Raw genomic sequence first — 18,637 nt, 5'->3', positions numbered from 1 at the left:
AAACGGTAGTTTGTGAAAAGAAAGCGTTGACACTTATTTTTGCGATGTTATACTAAAAGTGATTTAAGGCATATGTCAAATGTGTTGTCATATGTCAAAAAAGTATGGAGGGGTAACAATGACACTTTATGGGAAGCTTTTGGAAAGAGAAAGAAATGGCGCACCGATCAAAGTTGGGGTAATTGGTGCAGGTCAAATGGGTTTTGGGATGATTGCTCAGATTTCGACGATTCCAGGAATGGCAGTGACTGGTATCAGTGATATCAATAAGGATGCCGCGCAGCGAGCAGCGGATGCTTATAATGCAAGTGCAGAGAAAAAAGTGGATATCTTGGTCAGCTCAGATTTTAAAGAAATCATTCATTCAGACAAGGTAGAAGTTATTGTTGATGCGACAGGTGTCCCAGAAGTTGGCGCCCAAATTTCATTAGAAACTTTATTAGCGAAAAAACACATTGTATTGCTAAATGTGGAAGTAGATATCACAATTGGGCCATTGATGAAGAAAATGTACGATGCGGCAGACTTAGTGTATACAGGATCTGACGGTGATGAGCCGGCTGCTACGACAGAATTATTTGAATTTGCAAAAAGCATGGGGATGGAAGTCTTAGTTGCTGGTAAAGGCAAGAACAACAAGCTGAAGGTTGGTGCAAACCCAGATACTGCGCAAGCAGAAGCGGATTCTAAACAGATGTCTAGCCATATGTTAGCTGCGTTCCAAGACGGTACGAAGACTATGGCTGAAATGAATCTACTGTCAAATGCGATTGGATTTATTCCTGACAAAGTAGGAATGCACGGAATCAGTGGAGATGTGGATTCAGTTATTAAGGATTTAGACTTGAAGGAAAATGGCGGTATCTTGGATAAATATGGCGTTGTTGAATATGTTGACGGCTTGGCGCCAGGTGTGTTCGTAATCGTTAAAGGTCAAAATGACGGTGCGCGTCATGAGTTAAGTTACTTGATGAAAAAGGGTGATCGCGATCATCATATCTTGTATCGTCCCTACCATTTAGCAAGCTTAGAAACACCGATTACGATTGCAAAAGCAGTCTTGAATCACGATCATGCAATCGTTCCATTAGGTGCTCCAATTTCAGAAACTGTTGCGGTAGCTAAAAAGGATATTAAAGCAGGCGAAAAAATTGATGGCATTGGCGGTTATTGCGTACGCGGTGTGTTAGAAACCCATGCAGATCTGGTGAAAAACAATAATGTACCAATTGGTTTAGTTGGTGGTTCTTCTGTAGCGAAGCGTGATATCAAAGATGGAACCTTCTTAACCTATGATGATATTGAGATTGATGAAACAACGACGGTTTATCGTTTACGGAAGCTTCAGGATTCAACGTTTGGTGATTAAGGCAAATTTAAAGCAGATGAGGGATACCCTCGTCTGCTTTTGGAGAGGATGTAGCTTATGAGTGGCTTAGTAATTGTTTTAATCGTTTTGATGCTTAGCCAGAGCCTGTTGAGCATTGTTCAGGTAAAATATTATCAGCGTTTTATTAAAAAAATTACGACAGAACAAGCAGGTACAGAGTATGAGTTTTATACCGAGGTCGTAAAGGGAAGACTTTTACGAGCGATCGTCGCGGTAGTTGTGGATGCAGAAGGCAGAGTTATTCAATGTTATGTCTGTAAAGGTTTGACGATATTTGCACGTTTTAAAGAGGACCAATCGTATAAAGGAACGCAATTGGTTAATTACAGTAATGTCGCAAAAGAAAAAGGCGCATCTCAAACAGAAAAAGCATTATCGCAGATTTACACACGAAAATTGGAAGCGGTTACCTAGAAAGAGGAGGATTTTATAATGAAATATATCGAATGGGCAGGGAAAAACTTTATTGGTATGTTTGAAGCCGGCGGCGAACAGTTCATGGGTTACATGATTGGAATCGTTCCACTATTGATTGTACTTTTAACGTTTACTTATTCAGTTATTGCATTTATTGGTGAAGAACGTGTAGATAGAGCGATCCGTTATTGTTCGAAATATATGATTTTACGCTATTCATTAATGCCGATTTTAGCTGTTTTGATGCTGACAAATCCAATGGCGTATACCTTTGGAAAATTTGTTAAGGAAGAGGAAAAACCGGCGTTTTACGATGCAGCCGTTTCTTTTGTTCACCCAGTTACTGGTCTATTTCCATATGCGAATGCCGGAGAGCTTTTTGTTTACTTAGGAATTGCCAACGGCGTAACGAAAGCCGGATTTAGCCAATCAAGTTTAGCTGTCCGGTATTTCTTAGTAGGGATCGTGGTTATCCTGATTCGCGGAATTGTTACGGAAAGACTAACGAAATTCATGATGGCTAGAGAAGCGAAGAAAGCGACTGCGTAAAGGAGGAATCGTAATGTACAAAACAGTATTTGTAAAACCTGGAAGTAAAGGTTGGGGTGTTGGTCTAACATTAGTTCCATCAGAGCAAAAAAATAAAGTTGTTTCTGTTACAGGCGGAGGTATTCATCCGGTGGCGCAGCAAATTGCTGATTTAACCGGTTGTGAGGCTTGTGATGGCTTTAAGAATCAAATTCCAGAAGATGAAACTCTATGTGCCGTAATTGACTGTGGCGGCACGGCTCGAATCGGTGTATATCCGATGAAGCGCATTCCGACAGTGGATGTTTTGCCGTCTTCTCCTTCTGGTCCATTATCTAAACATATCACGGAAGATATCTTTGTTTCAGGGGTCCGTCCAGAAGATGTAACTATCTTAGAAGAGGCGAATTTAGAAGAAAAACAAATGGCAGCGATTAATCACGCTCATGCACAGGATGCAGAATCAGCAGCCGTGACAGAAAAAATTGTGACAAAACAAGATGAAGGTCGTGAGTCTGAAGAAGAGTTCAGAGAAAGATATTCAAAAATCAAAGAAGAGCATAAAGAAGAACAAGCGAAAAAGGACAGCTTCTTAGTTCGTTTCTCCCGTGGTATCGGCGGAGTGATGAGTACCTTCTACCAATCTGGTCGCGACGCGTTAGATATGCTGTTGAAAAATATTATTCCTTTCATGGCATTCATTAGTATGATCGTTGGGATCATTAACTACACAGGTATCGGTGATTGGTTGGCGAAAGTTCTTTCACCATTAGCTGGTTCACTGCCTGGTATGATTGCGTTGGCTTTGATCTGTAGTATTCCGATCCTATCGCCGATTTTAGGACCAGGAGCAGTAATCTCACAGGTTATCGGAGTATTGATCGGTACCCAGATCGCCAATGGCTCAATTCCAGTACAGTATGCATTGCCGGCATTATTTGCAATTAATGCTCATGTAGGTTGTGACTTTATTCCGGTAGGGTTATCATTAGGTGAAGCCAAACCGGAAACCGTAGCAATCGGAGTGCCAGCGATTTTATATGGACGGATGCTGACTGGTTTTACTGCCGTAATCTTGGCATGGTTGGCTAGTTTCGGAATGTATTAAAACTGTTTGAATGGAGCGAATGGATAGATGGTAAAAACCAAAATTATTGAAATCGGCAGCATGGTGCCAGCCTTTGAAGAAGAACGCTTAGTTATTTTGTTTGGTCCTTCTGCAACGGCAGAATTAAAAGATATTTGTGTGATTCATGAGTTCGAGGATCAGCCCAAGGATGCGTTGAAGGTCGGCGGAAAAATCAAATTCGGCGATCAAGAATTTACGATCGAAGAGGTAGGTTCGCAAGCAAATGCGAATTTTGAAGAATTGGGACATATTTCGATTTATTTTCGTAACGCAATTGGCGAAATCCTTCCAGGGGCAATCATTGTCAGTCCTGGCAATTTCCCAAGCTTTGAAGTCGGTGGCGTGATCGAAATTATTTAGTTTAAAAGGTCGAGGATGTGCCGAAAATAGGTCATCCTCGGCTTTTTTAGTAAATAGAGCAATTCTGTATAATTTTCGTACTTGCAGGCGCGCAGGATCAACCGTATAGTGAATGGGATCAAAGTAGTTCAGAAGGTGGGATCAAAAAATGGCTATAAAACATAATCGCGACATCGTAAAAGTGGCTACGATGTATTACAAAAAGAATTTGAAACAGTCGGAGATCGCTAAATACTTGGGTATTTCACGTTCACTGGTTTCAAAATATTTGAATGATGCAAAGAATGAAGGGATCGTTGATATTTTTATTAAAAGCGAGAGCGCCTATTCCATCGAACTGGAGCTGGCTTTAGAGGAGACATTCGGGTTGAAAAAAGCCGCGGTCTTAGATACCAGCAGTTTGCGAAAAGACGAGACCGAACGCTTATTAGTCCAAACAGCGATCACGGCCTTTCAAAAGGAGATCACGAAAGCTCAAACGATCGGTCTTTCTTGGGGGAAAATGCTGCGGGGAATCGTTGATGAGTACCCATATGAAAATCAAGCAGATACCACAATTATCCCATTAATCGGCGGACTAGGGTCAGAGATGGTAGACGTTCATTCCAATCAGTTGGCCTATGATCTAGCGAAAAAACTTAGAGCGAAATGTAAATATCTCTATGCACCTGCACTGGTGGACAATGCATTTATTAAAAAAAGTTTGATTGAAAATGACGGAATCCGCGATGTCTTGGAAGCGGGAAAAAATGTTGATTTTGCATTAGTGGGAATTGCTAGTCCGTTTTCTAAAAATAATACGATGACGGAGATCGGTTATGTTGATCAGCAGGATATTGATGAACTGGAAAAACTAGATGTGATCGGAGATGTTAATTCAAAATTTATTGATCAGAATGGTCAGGAAGTTACCTGCGAGATCAACGAAAACGTGATTGGTCTAGGTGTTGAGGATGTTCGGAAAATTTCAAATGTCGCAGTTGCCTGCTACGAGGAAAGCAAAAAAGAAGTGCTGTACGTCGGGGCGAAAACTAAAATTTTTACCCATATTACAGTGACAGATAGCTTAGCTGAATACTTATTAGAACGAGCAAAAAACGAGACGTCTTGATGAAACGTCTCGTTTTTTATTTATAGGGAAAATATAAAATTTTTACATGATTAAATCGCTATATCCATGTCCGACTTTACGAACTAGCTATTCTACGCAAACTAAGCATACGGTTACTGCTAAACTCCATTAAGCAGAACTAGCATATCGGTAATAAGCAAAAATATTGCTCAAAAGCTGAGCGAGTTGGCAAAGCCTTTCTTATTGAACGTATTTTTGTAAAAACGCCGTAACTTTTTTCTGATACATGGCAGGATCGCTGCTCAGAGCTTTTGCATGTTTAGCGTCATGAACGATATATTTTTCCTTTGGGCCATTTGTCGCGTTATAAACCTCATCTAGCATTGAATAAGGAACAAAGTCATCCTTGTCACCATGAATGAAGAGCATTGGCCGCTTGTTCTTGTTCAACTGTTTGATGGTATCTGCCTCGCCAAAAAAATAGCCCGCACGTACTTTTGTTACGACACTGGTAACAGGAATCAAAGGAAATGCCGGCAAATTGAACATTTGTTTCAACTGATAACTCAATTCCCCATTAACAGAGCTATAGCCGCAGTCTTCTATGAAAGCTTTGACATTATCCGGCAATTTTTCTCCGCTAGTCATCATAACCGTTGCTCCTCCCATACTAACACCATGAAGGACGATTTCTGATTGAGGATCTTGCTTGACGATTCGATTGATCCATTGAAGATAGTCTTTTCGTTCTGGCCAGCCAAAGCCGATATAATCGCCTTCGCTTTTGCCATGACCACGAGCATCCGGCATTAGTACGTTATATCCGAGATCATGATAGATTTTTGCATATTGCGGCATGTCTGAAGCTTGTCCCATATACCCATGAGCAATGATGGCTGTTTTGTGCTGCTCTTTTTCAGCTGGCAAATAATAAGCAGATAATTTCAGCCCATCTGTGGATGTCAACTGCCAATCTGTACGGTTATTTTTATTATTGAACCAATCTTCAGCGGCGATCAATTCCTTCGATTTTTTATCTGAACTCTCCGCCAAGAAATCTTTTTTGGCCGGAACCACGGCGTATGAATAGAAATAATTTCCTGCTGCAATTAGTGCAATCACTATAACCAGGACAATTCCTAAAATTATTTTTATTGGTTTACTCATTTTTGCCTCCTCTAAATGTATCATAAGCAGTATAAAGAAAATTCCGACTCATAACAAGTTCACACACTGTCGTATTTACAGAGGTATATATTCATGAGAAAATGTAGCAGAGTTTAGAGCAAGGATATCAGTTCTGCTTTTCCCAGATAAAAAAATTCGAGCAATAATCCTGAATTCTTAGAACAATTGAGCAGGAGCAATTTAGCAGAATGATATACGTCACGAAGACAAAGTGATTTTTATAAAAATCATTACCTTATTTATGAGCAAGGAGTAAGCAAATGAAAAATAAAAAAATTACGATTAAAGACGTTGCGAAGCAATCAGGTGTTTCCATCGCAACGGTTTCTCAGATTTTAAATGGCAACGATCAAAAGTTTAGTCCAAAAACTGTCGAAAAGGTGCTGGCAGCCAAAGATGTATTGAATTATGAACCAGATTATTTTGCACGCCGTATGATTATGAAAAAAAGCAAGACGATCGGTGTCTTAGTTCCCGATATCACCAATCCTTTTTTTAGTACTTTGGTGCGCGGTATTGAGGGTGTACTATACCGCGAAAATTTCGTGACTATGTTCTGCAACGCAGATCTGGACACGAAAAAGGAAACAGTTTATCTAGAAGAGCTTAGTCGTCGCGGTGTTGATGGCTATATCATCGCCAGCTCAGCGATTTCCAATCAGGCGATCAATGACTCTTTACGAAAAAAAAATCTGCCCTATATCGTCTTGGATCAAAAGAAGGCAGAAGGCTTCAGTGATGCGGTCTTGACTGATGACTTTACAGGCGGAAAACTTGCAGGCGAACATTTAAGCCAATTAGGTCATCAAAAAGCGGCTGTTGTTTTGCCAGAGGATGCGACAGAAAATATTCAGACACGACTGGCAGGTTTTCAGGAGATTTATCCTGATGCTATTCTGATTCGTGGAGACTTAACTAAAAACGGCGGACGCCAAGCAGCTAAAGAGATCATTAAAACTGAGGCGACTGCGATTTTTGCGATCAATGATGAATTGGCTTTTGGACTTTATTTGGGTTTGGCAGATCTGAATAAGAAAATTCCGCAGGATTATAGTGTGATTGGTTACGACAATATCGATATGTGCGAATACGTGACGCCTCAACTAACGACAATTGCGCAACCGATTTACGAGCTAGGCCAAACGACCGCACGATTATTACTGGAAAGAATTGAACAGCCCGAGAAGCATTGGGAGGAGAAGACCCTCCCGGTACAGCTGATTCAACGTTTTTCAACGGCACACTTGAAATAGCTTTCAAGCTGTGCTATATTTTTGGTGTCGAGTTAAAACGTTTTAATAAAACGTTTTAACTTAAAAGCAAATGAATGAGTTTAAAGAACGAGAAATGGAGTGAAGAAAATGAATACGATTACAGTCATTGGGAGCATCAATCTTGATCGGACAATTCGTGTAAAGCAAATGCCAAAACCTGGTGAAACCATGCATACCAAGGAAATTTTCTCAGCTGGCGGAGGCAAGGGTGCAAATCAAGCAGTGGCAGCAAAACGTTCTGAAGCTGTTACAAATTTTATTGGGGCAATCGGCAATGATGAGGCTGGCGAAATGATGCGTGAACTTTTATCAGAAGAAGGCATTGAATTAGCTGGTGTACAAACATTGGAAAAGCAAGCGACAGGGCAAGCTTATATCATCGTGGATGATCAAGGAGAAAATAGCATCATGATTCATTCTGGTGCCAACAATGCCTTTACACCCAAACAAGTTCAAGCGCATACGGATCTAATTAAGGCGAGTGATTTTATCATTGCTCAATTTGAAAGCACTTTAGAAAGCACGGTTGAAGCCTTTACGATCGCTCGTGAAGCGGGTGTAAAAACGATTCTAAATCCTGCTCCGGCTCTAGAAAATGTTCCTGAAGAATTATTGAAGGTAACCGATATGATCATTCCAAATGAAACGGAAACCGAAATTTTGACGGGAATCAAGGTCACAGATGAGACAAGCTTAAAGGCTGCAGCGGATCATTTGCATCAGTTAGGAATTGAAGCAGTAATTATCACCATCGGTAGTAAAGGTGCATTTTATGATGTACAGGGTCGTAGCGGCATCGTACCAGCATTCAAGGTCAATGCAGTGGACACAACCGCAGCAGGCGATACCTTTATTGGCGCGATGAGTAGTATCTTAGCCAAAGATTTCAGCAATTTGGAGCAGGCGATCGAATACGGAAACAAAGCCTCTTCTCTAACAGTTCAACGCTTTGGTGCACAACCATCTATTCCCTATAAAAACGAATTAAACTAACGAAAGGATCTTTAATATGAAAAAAAGTAAAGTCATTAACTCAGATATTTCACGCGTGATCGCACAGATGGGTCACTTTGATCAATTAAGCATTGGCGATGCCGGTATGCCGGTTCCCATGACGACAGAAAAAATTGATTTAGCAGTCGATAATGGTATCCCAAGCTTTATGGATGTTTTGAATAATGTGCTGGAAGAATTGGAAGTTCAACGGATTTATTTAGCCGAGGAAATCAAAACAGAAAATCCTGACATGTTGAAGAAAATTCAAGAACGTTTACCTGAAACTCCTGTGACGTTTATTCCTCATAGCGAAATGAAGGCAGCGTTGCATGATAGTCGAGCATTTATTCGAACAGGCGAAATGACTCCTTACGCGAATATTCTATTGGAGAGCGGCGTCGTATTTTAAGAATTGTCATAAGGAGGAAATACTATGAACACAACAGCAATTTTAATCGGACTAGGCCCGTTACTTGGTTGGGGTCTTTACCCAACGATTGCTTCAAAAATCGGTGGTCGTCCAGTAAATCAAATTTTAGGTTCAACTTTAGGGACCTTGATTTTTGCCTTCGTTTTCGCATTAGTTAACGGAATGAGTTTACCAACAGGGATGGATCTAGTCTTCTCGATTCTCTCAGGAGTTGGTTGGGCGATTGCCCAAATCATTACCTTTCAATCCTTTACGCTGATCGGTTCCTCACGGGCGATGCCGATCACGACAGCTTTTCAATTATTGGGAGCATCTTTGTGGGGGGTATTTGCATTAGGTGATTGGCCAGGCATGAACGCTAAATTATTAGGTGGACTTGCTTTAGTTCTCATCATTTTAGGTGCATGGATGACGGTTTGGACAGAAGAGAAAACACAGGAAAAAGCCAACGTCTTAAAGAAAGCGGTTCTCTTATTAGCCGTTGGTGAGATCGGCTACTGGGCTTATTCCGCTGCCCCTCAAGCAACGAATATTGATGGGATGCATGCATTCTTACCGCAAGCGATCGGAATGCTTCTAGTAGCTCTTGTCTATTCAGTAATTTTAAGTGTGAAGGATAAAGAAAAATCGGCACTTGCAGAAGCCGTTTCTTATAAGCATATTTTTTCAGGTTTCTTTTTCGCCTTTGCAGCATTGACTTATTTGATTTCAGCCCAACCAGATATGAATGGATTAGCAACAGGCTTCATCCTGTCTCAGACTTCCGTTGTTCTAGCAACATTGACGGGTATCTGGTTCCTGGGACAAAAGAAAACGAAAAAAGAAATGACCATTACGATCATTGGATTGGTACTGATTCTAGCTGCCGCTGCGATGACGGTAATGATCTAAAAATTAATGATAACTTTCAGACGAAAAGTAGGCTAAAAGCTTGGTAAGCTTTGGCCTATTTTTTTGTCTAAATTAAGTTTGAAAATTGTTTGATGAGATAAAAAAGACAAGTATCTCTTATGTGAATGCTATAATCAAAGCATGAAAAAGAGCATACCGCTTTTATTGAATTAATAAACGGGCATCTTGATTTTATTAGCAGAAAGAAGGAAAACTATGAAGCTGACAGTTTCGTTAGATATTTTAGAAAAAACATTCTATTATGTTTCGCCAGTTAAGCCTGTATCGACAGTTCCGTTAATTTACGCGACTTTTTTAATGGAAAAAGCGCAGGTGGCTTACACTACAGAAAATGAAGTGAAGTTCGCGCGTAAGGTTGAGCGATCATTTAAAACAGCTTTTCATGAGATTGTGGAAGCAAATCAGGAATATCGTGATCTGTTGGATCAGGATCAGCTTTTATCCTCTCAGCAGCATTTGACTTACCAGGCTAATTTGATTGATTCTGTGATAGCAACGATTCGAGAATATCCTGATATGCAGTTGATTCGTGTCGAGCTTGCCGGAAGCTGGCCAGTGTTTCAAACAGAAGCTGGGCGTCTGGATTTGGGCGAATAAGTTTGTTAAAACGTAGATAGATGTTACAGTTAAATTGAAAGGGTGAAGAAAATGGAACTCACATATTTTGAAGGACAAGCAGCATTCTTAGAGGATTATCAAAAAGTTGCTAAGGCAGCAACGATTGACCAGCAACAAGTGGTCGATGATGTAATGGAAGAATTGAACAAACCGACACCAGACGATCAGCTTTATTACATTTTACCTGGTGATAAAACGGCTAACGGGCAAGCAGTCCGATTTCCCTTCCGGAAAGAATTGATCGCAATGGATGAAGATGCAACAGTTTCAACGCAATTTTTCTATGAAGGATCACCGTACGAATACGAAGTTTTAGAAGAAGAACAACGCTAATTACGCAAGACTTTCAAGTTTAAATACTTGAGGGTCTTTTTTTGACTTGCTTTAAAAGTAGAAGCTGGTATGATAGATACAATATGGTTTGTTATTTTTTAGCAAGAATGGGAGGTGATGGTCTTGCATGATCGACTAGCAGCAGGGCTATTTCCTGCAAGCAATGAATTAAAACTGAAAGGAAGTTAATGAATTGTTTATTCTTGAAAAGAAAGCGGAACCAGCACAACAAATATGGACACACATCAAACGTCACTATCAGGGGGAGAAAGTAGCAGTTGTTGGAGTCGAGAAGCAATTGCCACAAACCTTCTTACGAAATAAGCAAGTTATTTTTTATGAAAGCCTGACTGGACGATCGTTGGTAGAAGAAGGAAAACGATTTTTAGACAAATTCTCAAAGGATTATTCTGCTTTTGTCTTTTATGTAGACTGTCCAAATGAAGTCGCAGAACAGCTCATCGAAGCCGGACGTGCTTTAGGCGTTAGAGTAACGGTTACGGTGAAAGCGAAGGCTGCTTAGGAAATTAGCCATGTGGAAAGAAGTGATTCACCAAAAGACGGTCCAAAATACGATTTTACGAAGTGGATTACGACTTTTGCAACAACAGTCTTGGTGCCAAAACAAGGAAAAAAGGGCATTGCTAGAGCTATCTGAGCAGCTTCAGCATGTGATGCAGCTACATTTAGAGACAGAGAATTTAGTCGTAGGTGTTCCCGGATTTGGGAAAGAAGTCACGCTATTAGAAGTAGCTGAACCAACATTTGTTCCGCATCATAAAATAGAACAAGTCGTCGAATCTGCCGCAGGGTATTTTATCAAGTTAAAAGTAATAAAAACCATTTAAAAGTAGTCGCACAGCTGTGCGGCTCTTTTTTTATTGGAAATTATACTAGTACGGATTTTGAAGAGAATTTCCACTTCAATGTGGAAAATAAAAAATTTAACTCGTTTAGAAAACGCTTTATAGTTAGATTATAGAAAACGAGGAGGGAGTTTACTTGGAAGAAGCACAAATGGGAACAGAAATGGATTCGATGGCCATCATTTTGCATGCCGGCAATGCAAAAAGTGATTCATATGAAGCGCTGCAGGCAGTTAAACAAGGAGATTTTCAGACCTTTGAAGAAAAATATCAATCAGCAAAAACTGAAATTCGAATGGCACATAAGGCGCATGCGGAGATGCTTCGTAGGCTTTCTGCCGAAGAGCGGATGGATGAGGTTGATTTGCTGCTGGTACACGCAGAAGGGCATTTAACATCAACGGATATCGCAGTGGACATGATTGGTGAATTTGGCGAGTTATATAAGTGGAAGGAGACTATTAATGGATAAAAATTTTTTGTGGGGCGGCGCAACAGCTTCTTATCAGTGTGAGGGTGCATGTGATGTAGATGGAAAGGTCGAATCAATGTGGGATCGCTATTTACATGAGAACGATCTGGAAAATGGCGATGTTGCCAGTGACCATTATCATCGTTTTGAAGAGGATATTCGGATGATGAAAGAAGGCGGACAGAATTCTTATCGCTTTTCACTTTCATGGCCACGTATCATTAAAAACAAAGAAGGTGAGATCAACGAAAAAGGCCTCGCTTTCTATCAACGTTTACTAGATGCTTGTCATAAATACGATATCGAACCATTCGTGACGATCTATCATTGGGATCTTCCTCAGTATTGGGAAGAAGAAGGTGGCTGGCTGAATAATAAAGTGGCTTACGCTTTTGAGCATCTTGCAAAGGTTTGCTTCGAGCATTTTGGGGATAAGGTACGCAACTGGACAACCTTTAATGAACCGAAATGGTTTATCGCAAATGGCTACTTTATCGGCAACTATCCTCCGGGACTTCAGGATGTTCAGAAAACAATGGTCGGAGCATACAATGTCATGCTAGCTAGTGCCTTAGGTGTACGAGCGTTCAGAGAAGGAGATTATCAAGGCCAAATCGGAATCGTTCATAGCTATACACCAGTTAATGGGGTTGATGATACGATCGAAACAAGGGTCGCGATGCGCTATGCAGATAATTATTGCAATAACTGGATTTTAGATACGGCGGCTTTAGGTGAGTTTCCAATTGATCTAGTAGCTAAGCTGGCGGAAGATTACGATATCAGCTTCATGAAAACCGAAGAACTAAGGATCATCAAAGAAAATACCGTCGATTTTATCGGACTAAATTATTATGCACGCACATTAGTGAAACCTTATACCGGAGGCGAAACACAGTTGGTGTTCAATCATTCCGGGAAAAAAGGTGAGAGTAAGGTTGTTATTAAAGGTTGGTTTGAACAGGTGAAGGACCCTAACAGTGAATTTACTGCATGGGATACTGAAATCTATCCAAAAGGCTTACAGGATGGCTTGCTTGAAGCGTGGGATCGCTATCACTTGCCAATCTATGTGACTGAAAATGGTGTTGGCGTCAGAGAAGATGTGACCGTCGATCAAGTAAAAGATGATTACCGAATTTCATTTATGAATGATCACATTAACGCTATTATGAATGCGATGGATCAAGGTGTGGATATTCGTGGCTACTATGCATGGGCATCGTTTGACTTATACTCATGGAAAAATGGTGTAGAGAAACGCTATGGCTTAGTTGCAGTTGATTTTGAAAAGGATCAAATCAGAAAACCAAAAGCTTCCTATTATTGGTTCAAGGATATTATTGAAAGCAATGGCGAGAAAATCCAAAGAAGAGCATTTGAATAGAATACGGCTCTGGTAGAAAAAATAAATCCATTAATCTGAATAAGGATGCCAGTCCAACTTTTCCCAGTCTGTTTAGCTAGTGATAAAAAATAGCGTCAAAATCAACAAAAAGCATGGAACAACATAGTTGGATGGTATACGGCATGAAAATCAGACTTATTTTTCTGGAAGAAAAATAAATCCATTAATCTGAATAAGGAGAGACGAGAAAATGAAAAAAATCATGTTGGTTTGTAACGCGGGAATGTCCACCGGAATGTTAGCGAAAAAAATTGAGGCAGCGTCAGATCATACTATAGAAGTCAGTGCCTATAGTGAATCGGAATATCAAGATTTTCTGGAGGGTATGGATCTTGTATTGATCGGTCCGCAAATTCGCTTCTTAAAGCCTCAGATCGAAGCAGCGGTTGATGTACCGGTTGAAGCGATCTCACCAATGAAATACGGAATCATGGATGGTAAAGGCGTGTATGAGGATATCAAGAAATTGATTGGAGGATAAGTAGTCATGGGATTTAGTACATTTAGCGATACGATGGATAAATACATCTCACCATTAGCAAATAAATTGAGTCAGCAACGCCATTTAAAGGCTACCCGAGATGCCTTTATGTCCATGCTGCCGATCACCTTGTTTGGATCGATTCCGATTATTTTGAATGCTCCGCCAGTGACTGAAGATACGAAAAATGGGTTTCTGCTGGCTTGGGCAAGCTTTGCTGAGAAAAACGGCTTGGTTTTGAACTGGATCAGCGGTGTGACCTTGAGTGCCATGGCGTTGTTTATCTGCGTAGGAGTGACGTATTTCTTGTGTCGCCACTATAAAGAAGATGTTTTGCGACCAATGATGTTTGCTCTAGTTGGTTTCCTAATGCTAGTATTGACGCCATTGAAAATGGGCTGGGACGGCAAAGAAGTTGAAATCAGCTTTTTAGATGGACGAGGGATTTTGCTGTCACTGTTTGTGGCGATCGTTACAGTAGAAGGTTATCACTGGATGCGCAAAAGAAATATTGGACGGATCAAGATGCCGGATAGTGTTCCTGCGTCCCTTTCAGAGACGTTTGCTGCCTTAGTTCCCGGGTTGATTCTAATGTCGTTCTTTTCAGTGATCTTCATCATTTTCCATGCCTTTGATACGACAGCCGTTCAATTCTTGTATAATATTATGGCGCCGAGCTTCAAGGCTGCCGACAGCTTACCGTTTACCATCATCAGTGTCTTTTTGATTCATTTGTTCTGGTTCTTTGGTATTCACGATGCGGCCTTGGCCGGAATTTTAGGACCGATTCGCGATGGCAATCTATCGATTAATGCGGCGGAAAAAATGGCCGGCGCTGATCTAAGCAATATTTTCACGACACCTTTTTGGACTTATTTCGTCATTATTGGCGGTTCAGGTTCTGTGTTAGCCTTGGCCTTTTTAATGATGCGTTCGAAGTCTAAGCAGTTGAGCACGGTTGGGAAAATCGGCTTGATTCCTTCCTTCTTTGGGATTTCTGAACCAATGATTTTTGGGACGCCATTAATGCTAAACCCGATTTTCTTCTTCCCGTTCATCTTTACTTCGGTCTTTAATGCGGTTGTCACCTATCTATGTATGTCGTGGGGAATTGTTGGAAAAACCTTCGCCGTCTTTTCTTGGCAAATGCCGTCACCGATCGGAGCATTTTTATCTACGATGGACTGGCGAGCAGTTGTTCTAGTTTTGATTCTAATTGTTCTTGATGGTGTCATGTATTATCCTTTCTTAAAAGTCTACGAGAAAAATCTCGTTCAACTAGAAAAAGAGAGCGAGTCAGAATCAGCATGATGTTATAATAAAGCGTAGAGGGTTGAGCCCTCTATGCTTTTATTGGGGTAATTAATAAACCAAAAGCCACTTATTTTACAGGAGGGATCACTAGTGAATATTTCTCACAGGCAAGAAAAAATTCTAGAGAAATTGTCCCTAAATCAACAACCTTCTACTGCGGGCCAGTTGTCAAAAGAACTGGGTGTTTCTTCGAAGACGATACGGAATGATATTCAACAATTAAACCAGCTTTCGGAGCTGCCGCTTGTTCTTTCAAAGGCGGGAGCAGGGTTCTTTTTAAATACAGAGAATACCTTATTTCAACAAGTAAAACTGGAAAAACAACCTGCTAATATTTCTTTTGAGTTGCTGACACGTTTATTGGACCAAAAGGCTTGTGACTTTTACGAATTAGCGGATGAGTTTTTTATCAGTGAATCCACCCTTGATAGAATGGTCAAAGAATTGAATGCTCTGATCGCTAAAAATGATCATCGACTTTTGATTAAGCGAAAGCAAAATCAATTATTTATCGAAGGCGATGAAGCTGCTAAACGTCGGATTTTCACGTTATTTTTAAATCAGGAAATCGAGACTAACAAGTTAAGTCTAGACAATTATTCGGATTACTTCGAGGAAATTGATTTAGCGAAATTGTCTAAAACGGTTGTTCAAGTTCACCAAGAAGAGGGCTTTGCTATCAATGACTTCTCGACGATTTCATTTATTTTGCATCTCGCGGTATTGTTAGAGCGAGTGAGCAAAAAAAGCTATTTGAATGCTTCTCAGAGCGTATTGGAAAAGAACCAGAGCTGGCAGTTGACGCTGACGATGGTTAAACGCTTAGAGGAGAGCTTTGATGTTGAGATCCCGGAAAAAGAATATGCCTATATTTATCGTCTCTATTCTGGTTCGATTGTTTCTGACGAGGATTTAGCTGATAAGGAGTTAAAAAAGGTTATTAAAAGCTTACTGGCCAGTATTGATTCGATTTTTTTGATTGATTTTACTCAAGACGAGAAAATCAATGACTACTTATTGACTCATGTTTCGGCTTTATACAAGCGTTCTGCTCATCAGCAATATTTAGTGAATCCATTATTGGATGAAATCAAAAGCAAGTTTCCTTTTGTGTATAACGTAAGTGTTTATGCGTCAGGATTTCTTCAAGAGAAGCTAGACATTCAATTTCCAGAAGACGAAGTGGCCTATCTTTCCTTGCACTTTCTTTCAGCTTTGGATAATATTCGTGCCCATAAGAAAAAGCGGATTTTACTAGTGTCACCTTATGGCGTGGGAAATCAACGAGTCGTAAGGAATCAGTTGAATAAGATCCAAGACTTCGATATCGAGTTGTCTGTTGCCGAATCGATTTTTGCTGTGACAAGTGAAATAACAGAAGACAAATCGATGATTTTAACAACGGAGCCCTTGGAGCTGAAAACAACCATTCCGATCTATCGTTATGAAGCCTTTTTGACAGAGACTGATTTGGAAAAGATTCAGCAGATCTTGATCGCAGAAAATCAAACGCCCTCTGTTTTAGCGACATTTCTCAAGGAAGAGTTATTTTTCCCGCAAAAAGAGTTTGCCAATAGAGAAGAAGTGATTCAATTTCTTTGTCAGGAATTATACCAAAAAGATTACTGCGAGAAGGATTATGTGGAAAAGGTCTTAAAGCGCGAGGCATTATCTAGTACGGCGTTTGGCGATTTTTACGCGCTGCCTCATGCCATCAAACGTGAAGCGAAGAAAAATGCGGTAGCGATCTGCTCATTGGCAAAACCGGTGCAGTGGAAGGAAAAGAAGGTTAAGCTGGTTTTGCTGTTAGCGCTTAAGGAGGAACGGGATAATTCCTTTGAACAGCTGTTTGAAGAACTTGTACAGATGTTGAGCGATGCTTCTCAGGTGAAAAAACTGGCGAAGCAAACCTCATTTCGAGATTTTATGGAGCTTTGCCCAAATTGAAAAACAACCGTCAGGACCCATTTATACTGGATCTTGACGGTTGTTTTAGTTAAAAGATCAAACCTGTAATAATAGCGCTCAGGAAACTGACCATACTGGCGCTTAGCAAGATTTTCAACCCATGTTTAGCAACTAAATTGCCTTTTTCTTCATTCAAGCCCTTCATGGCACCGGAGATGATCCCGATGGAGGAGAAGTTAGCGAAGGAAACTAAGAAAACAGAGATGATCGCTGTCGTGCGAGGGGAGAAGTCCCAGTTGCCTTTGGCTAATTCTGTCATGGCAACAAACTCATTTGTTACCAATTTCGTAGCCATTAAACTCCCTGCATCGACTGCTTCATTCCAAGGAATCCCAGTAATGAACGCTAATGGAGCGAAAATGTAACCTAAAATTTCTTGGAAGGTCAAGCCGGTGATCTTAGCGAAAATGAAATTAATCATTGCGATCAAAGCCACAAAACCGATCAACATCGCTGCCACAGTGATCGCTACATGGAAGCCGTCCAAGATATATTCCCCCAACATTTGGAAGAAGGTTTGCTCCTTATCCTCTTCAATCACCAATTCGTCATCTGCAAATTGATAGGGGTTAATGATCGATGCGATGATGAAGCCGCCGAATAAGTTCAAGACAAGCGCAGTAATTACATAACGTGGCTGAATCAACGCCATGTAGGATCCGACAATCGACATCGAAACCGTAGACATCGCCGAGATACTCATGGACGTCAAACGTTGTTCAGACAAAGAAGGCAATTCCTTTTTAATAGAAATAAAGACTTCCGACTGTCCTAAAATTGCTGAAGCAATTCCGTTGTAGGATTCCAATTTGCCCATGCCATTGATTTTGCTAAGTGCTAAGCCTACACCTTTCATGAAGAGGGGCAAAATCTTCACGTAACGCAAAATTCCGATGATTGCAGAAATGAAGACGATCGGCATTAAGACATTTAAGAAGAAAGGAAAGCTGCCTTTGTTGGCGATTCCGCCAAAAACAAAATCAACCCCAGAGCCAGCAAACCGCAGCAGTGCATCAAACACACCGGATAAACCACTAACAATCGTTGTTCCCGCAGTCGTTCGCAACAAAATAAATCCTAATAAAAATTGCAAAACCAGCATAATCAAAATCGGTGAATACCGAATTTTTTTTCGGTCACTGCTAATGACAAAGCTCAATGCCAAGATAAGAATCAAACCAATAATACCAATAAAACGCAAAAAATCACTCCTAGTTCATAATAATATCCTCATTCATCTGCAAACCAGCAAAATGAATTCGATGTTCACCCATATTTCATTTTGCAGCTTGCCGAAATTAGAAAGTTGATTTCGAAGCTGCTTCATTACTGCAGAACGGGACTCATAGTTTAAAAATAATCTGAATCAGCTTAGCTTGTTTTTCAAAATTTTGCGAAGATTAACTATGAAAAAAGCACTTCTATGAACAAATTCTAAAAACGAAAACACTAACAACTTCATTTTTACGGATTTTTGATGA

Annotated in this window: 21 protein-coding genes; 19 read left to right on the top strand and 2 right to left on the bottom strand. The window is 40.4% G+C overall.

The features are described from left to right. The first annotated feature begins 118 nt into the window (after window positions 1-118). From AUF14_RS12940 to AUF14_RS12915, 6 genes are all read left to right on the top strand, one after another. Window positions 119-1,369 (top strand): NAD(P)H-dependent oxidoreductase, encoded by a 1,251-nt coding sequence (locus AUF14_RS12940; protein ID WP_016179326.1) that lies wholly within the window; start codon window positions 119-121, stop codon window positions 1,367-1,369. A gap of 57 nt (window positions 1,370-1,426) precedes the next feature. Continuing rightward, window positions 1,427-1,804, top strand: a complete 378-nt coding sequence (locus AUF14_RS12935; protein ID WP_016179327.1) for a transcriptional regulator GutM — start codon at window positions 1,427-1,429, stop codon at window positions 1,802-1,804. 18 nt (window positions 1,805-1,822) lie between these two features. Then, window positions 1,823-2,356 carry a PTS glucitol/sorbitol transporter subunit IIC gene (srlA, locus tag AUF14_RS12930; RefSeq protein ID WP_049222088.1) on the top strand — a complete coding sequence of 178 codons (534 nt, stop codon included), beginning with the start codon at window positions 1,823-1,825 and terminating at the stop codon, window positions 2,354-2,356. 13 nt (window positions 2,357-2,369) lie between these two features. Beyond that, entirely contained in the window at window positions 2,370-3,443 is a 1,074-nt protein-coding gene (gene srlE, locus AUF14_RS12925) for a PTS glucitol/sorbitol transporter subunit IIB (RefSeq protein ID WP_048719177.1), read from the top strand. Between the two features lie 27 nt (window positions 3,444-3,470). Continuing rightward, complete coding sequence (locus AUF14_RS12920) at window positions 3,471-3,824, top strand: PTS glucitol/sorbitol transporter subunit IIA (protein WP_016179330.1); 354 nt, start codon at window positions 3,471-3,473, stop codon at window positions 3,822-3,824. A 148-nt stretch (window positions 3,825-3,972) separates the two neighbouring features. Further along, complete coding sequence (locus AUF14_RS12915) at window positions 3,973-4,935, top strand: sugar-binding transcriptional regulator (RefSeq protein ID WP_016179331.1); 963 nt, start codon at window positions 3,973-3,975, stop codon at window positions 4,933-4,935. A gap of 201 nt (window positions 4,936-5,136) precedes the next feature. Here AUF14_RS12915 and AUF14_RS12910 read toward each other — a convergent pair whose 3' ends face one another. Continuing rightward, on the bottom strand, window positions 5,137-6,063 hold the full coding sequence (locus tag AUF14_RS12910) for an alpha/beta hydrolase (protein ID WP_016179332.1): 927 nt from the start codon (window positions 6,061-6,063) through the stop codon (window positions 5,137-5,139). Between the two features lie 281 nt (window positions 6,064-6,344). On the opposite strand from AUF14_RS12910, the gene rbsR reads away from it, so the two are divergent. From rbsR to AUF14_RS12845, 13 genes are all read left to right on the top strand, one after another. Continuing rightward, a complete protein-coding gene (gene rbsR / locus AUF14_RS12905) occupies window positions 6,345-7,337 on the top strand; it encodes a ribose utilization transcriptional repressor RbsR (protein WP_016179333.1) in 993 nt (330 codons plus the stop codon). Window positions 7,338-7,445: 108 nt separating this feature from the next. Beyond that, window positions 7,446-8,351, top strand: a complete 906-nt coding sequence (rbsK, locus tag AUF14_RS12900; protein ID WP_049219030.1) for a ribokinase — start codon at window positions 7,446-7,448, stop codon at window positions 8,349-8,351. A gap of 16 nt (window positions 8,352-8,367) precedes the next feature. After that, window positions 8,368-8,763 carry a D-ribose pyranase gene (gene rbsD / locus AUF14_RS12895; RefSeq protein WP_048721127.1) on the top strand — a complete coding sequence of 132 codons (396 nt, stop codon included), beginning with the start codon at window positions 8,368-8,370 and terminating at the stop codon, window positions 8,761-8,763. A gap of 24 nt (window positions 8,764-8,787) precedes the next feature. Continuing rightward, a complete protein-coding gene (gene rbsU, locus AUF14_RS12890) occupies window positions 8,788-9,675 on the top strand; it encodes a ribose/proton symporter RbsU (protein WP_016179336.1) in 888 nt (295 codons plus the stop codon). Window positions 9,676-9,891: 216 nt separating this feature from the next. Then, complete coding sequence (locus AUF14_RS12885) at window positions 9,892-10,293, top strand: hypothetical protein (protein ID WP_049219027.1); 402 nt, start codon at window positions 9,892-9,894, stop codon at window positions 10,291-10,293. A gap of 51 nt (window positions 10,294-10,344) precedes the next feature. Beyond that, complete coding sequence (locus AUF14_RS12880) at window positions 10,345-10,647, top strand: DUF5960 family protein (RefSeq protein ID WP_016179338.1); 303 nt, start codon at window positions 10,345-10,347, stop codon at window positions 10,645-10,647. A 193-nt stretch (window positions 10,648-10,840) separates the two neighbouring features. Beyond that, entirely contained in the window at window positions 10,841-11,170 is a 330-nt protein-coding gene (locus AUF14_RS12875; RefSeq protein WP_049219025.1) for a hypothetical protein, read from the top strand. A gap of 10 nt (window positions 11,171-11,180) precedes the next feature. Next, window positions 11,181-11,495: a hypothetical protein gene (locus AUF14_RS12870; RefSeq protein ID WP_016179340.1), complete on the top strand. Its 315-nt coding sequence runs from the start codon at window positions 11,181-11,183 to the stop codon at window positions 11,493-11,495. A 154-nt stretch (window positions 11,496-11,649) separates the two neighbouring features. Next, on the top strand, window positions 11,650-11,985 hold the full coding sequence (locus AUF14_RS12865) for a PTS lactose/cellobiose transporter subunit IIA (RefSeq protein ID WP_016179342.1): 336 nt from the start codon (window positions 11,650-11,652) through the stop codon (window positions 11,983-11,985). Beyond that, the gene (locus AUF14_RS12860; protein ID WP_049219023.1) at window positions 11,978-13,372 is read left to right on the top strand and encodes a glycoside hydrolase family 1 protein; all 1,395 of its coding nucleotides are present in this window, start codon (window positions 11,978-11,980) and stop codon (window positions 13,370-13,372) included. The genes AUF14_RS12865 and AUF14_RS12860 overlap by 8 nt, the downstream gene beginning before the upstream one ends. 211 nt (window positions 13,373-13,583) lie before the next feature. Continuing rightward, the gene (locus AUF14_RS12855; protein WP_049219021.1) at window positions 13,584-13,874 is read left to right on the top strand and encodes a PTS sugar transporter subunit IIB; all 291 of its coding nucleotides are present in this window, start codon (window positions 13,584-13,586) and stop codon (window positions 13,872-13,874) included. 6 nt (window positions 13,875-13,880) lie between these two features. After that, the gene (locus AUF14_RS12850; protein ID WP_049219019.1) at window positions 13,881-15,185 is read left to right on the top strand and encodes a PTS sugar transporter subunit IIC; all 1,305 of its coding nucleotides are present in this window, start codon (window positions 13,881-13,883) and stop codon (window positions 15,183-15,185) included. Between the two features lie 93 nt (window positions 15,186-15,278). Beyond that, entirely contained in the window at window positions 15,279-17,135 is a 1,857-nt protein-coding gene (locus AUF14_RS12845; RefSeq protein WP_049219017.1) for a BglG family transcription antiterminator, read from the top strand. A gap of 49 nt (window positions 17,136-17,184) precedes the next feature. On the opposite strand, the gene AUF14_RS12840 is transcribed toward AUF14_RS12845, so the two are convergent. Next, window positions 17,185-18,357: a NupC/NupG family nucleoside CNT transporter gene (locus AUF14_RS12840; protein ID WP_049219015.1), complete on the bottom strand. Its 1,173-nt coding sequence runs from the start codon at window positions 18,355-18,357 to the stop codon at window positions 17,185-17,187. Window positions 18,358-18,637: the final 280 nt, after the last annotated feature.

Source organism: Enterococcus avium, from assembly GCF_002891025.1.
Lineage (GTDB): Bacteria > Bacillota > Bacilli > Lactobacillales > Enterococcaceae > Enterococcus_A > Enterococcus_A avium.
The sequence above is the reverse complement of the archived record's forward strand: the minus strand, read 5'-3'. Positions and strand labels throughout refer to the sequence as shown.

Excerpts from the sequence above, each read along its gene's own strand:
- AUF14_RS12940 (WP_016179326.1), top strand. The coding sequence starts at position 119 with ATGACACTTTATGGGAAGCTTTTGGAAAGAGAAAGAAATGGCGCACCG.
- AUF14_RS12935 (WP_016179327.1), top strand. The coding sequence starts at position 1,427 with ATGAGTGGCTTAGTAATTGTTTTAATCGTTTTGATGCTTAGCCAGAGC.
- srlA (WP_049222088.1), top strand. The coding sequence starts at position 1,823 with ATGAAATATATCGAATGGGCAGGGAAAAACTTTATTGGTATGTTTGAA.
- srlE (WP_048719177.1), top strand. The coding sequence starts at position 2,370 with ATGTACAAAACAGTATTTGTAAAACCTGGAAGTAAAGGTTGGGGTGTT.
- AUF14_RS12920 (WP_016179330.1), top strand. The coding sequence starts at position 3,471 with ATGGTAAAAACCAAAATTATTGAAATCGGCAGCATGGTGCCAGCCTTT.
- AUF14_RS12915 (WP_016179331.1), top strand. The coding sequence starts at position 3,973 with ATGGCTATAAAACATAATCGCGACATCGTAAAAGTGGCTACGATGTAT.
- AUF14_RS12910 (WP_016179332.1), bottom strand. The coding sequence starts at position 6,063 with ATGAGTAAACCAATAAAAATAATTTTAGGAATTGTCCTGGTTATAGTG.
- rbsR (WP_016179333.1), top strand. The coding sequence starts at position 6,345 with ATGAAAAATAAAAAAATTACGATTAAAGACGTTGCGAAGCAATCAGGT.
- rbsK (WP_049219030.1), top strand. The coding sequence starts at position 7,446 with ATGAATACGATTACAGTCATTGGGAGCATCAATCTTGATCGGACAATT.
- rbsD (WP_048721127.1), top strand. The coding sequence starts at position 8,368 with ATGAAAAAAAGTAAAGTCATTAACTCAGATATTTCACGCGTGATCGCA.
- rbsU (WP_016179336.1), top strand. The coding sequence starts at position 8,788 with ATGAACACAACAGCAATTTTAATCGGACTAGGCCCGTTACTTGGTTGG.
- AUF14_RS12885 (WP_049219027.1), top strand. The coding sequence starts at position 9,892 with ATGAAGCTGACAGTTTCGTTAGATATTTTAGAAAAAACATTCTATTAT.
- AUF14_RS12880 (WP_016179338.1), top strand. The coding sequence starts at position 10,345 with ATGGAACTCACATATTTTGAAGGACAAGCAGCATTCTTAGAGGATTAT.
- AUF14_RS12870 (WP_016179340.1), top strand. The coding sequence starts at position 11,181 with ATGTGGAAAGAAGTGATTCACCAAAAGACGGTCCAAAATACGATTTTA.
- AUF14_RS12860 (WP_049219023.1), top strand. The coding sequence starts at position 11,978 with ATGGATAAAAATTTTTTGTGGGGCGGCGCAACAGCTTCTTATCAGTGT.
- AUF14_RS12855 (WP_049219021.1), top strand. The coding sequence starts at position 13,584 with ATGAAAAAAATCATGTTGGTTTGTAACGCGGGAATGTCCACCGGAATG.
- AUF14_RS12850 (WP_049219019.1), top strand. The coding sequence starts at position 13,881 with ATGGGATTTAGTACATTTAGCGATACGATGGATAAATACATCTCACCA.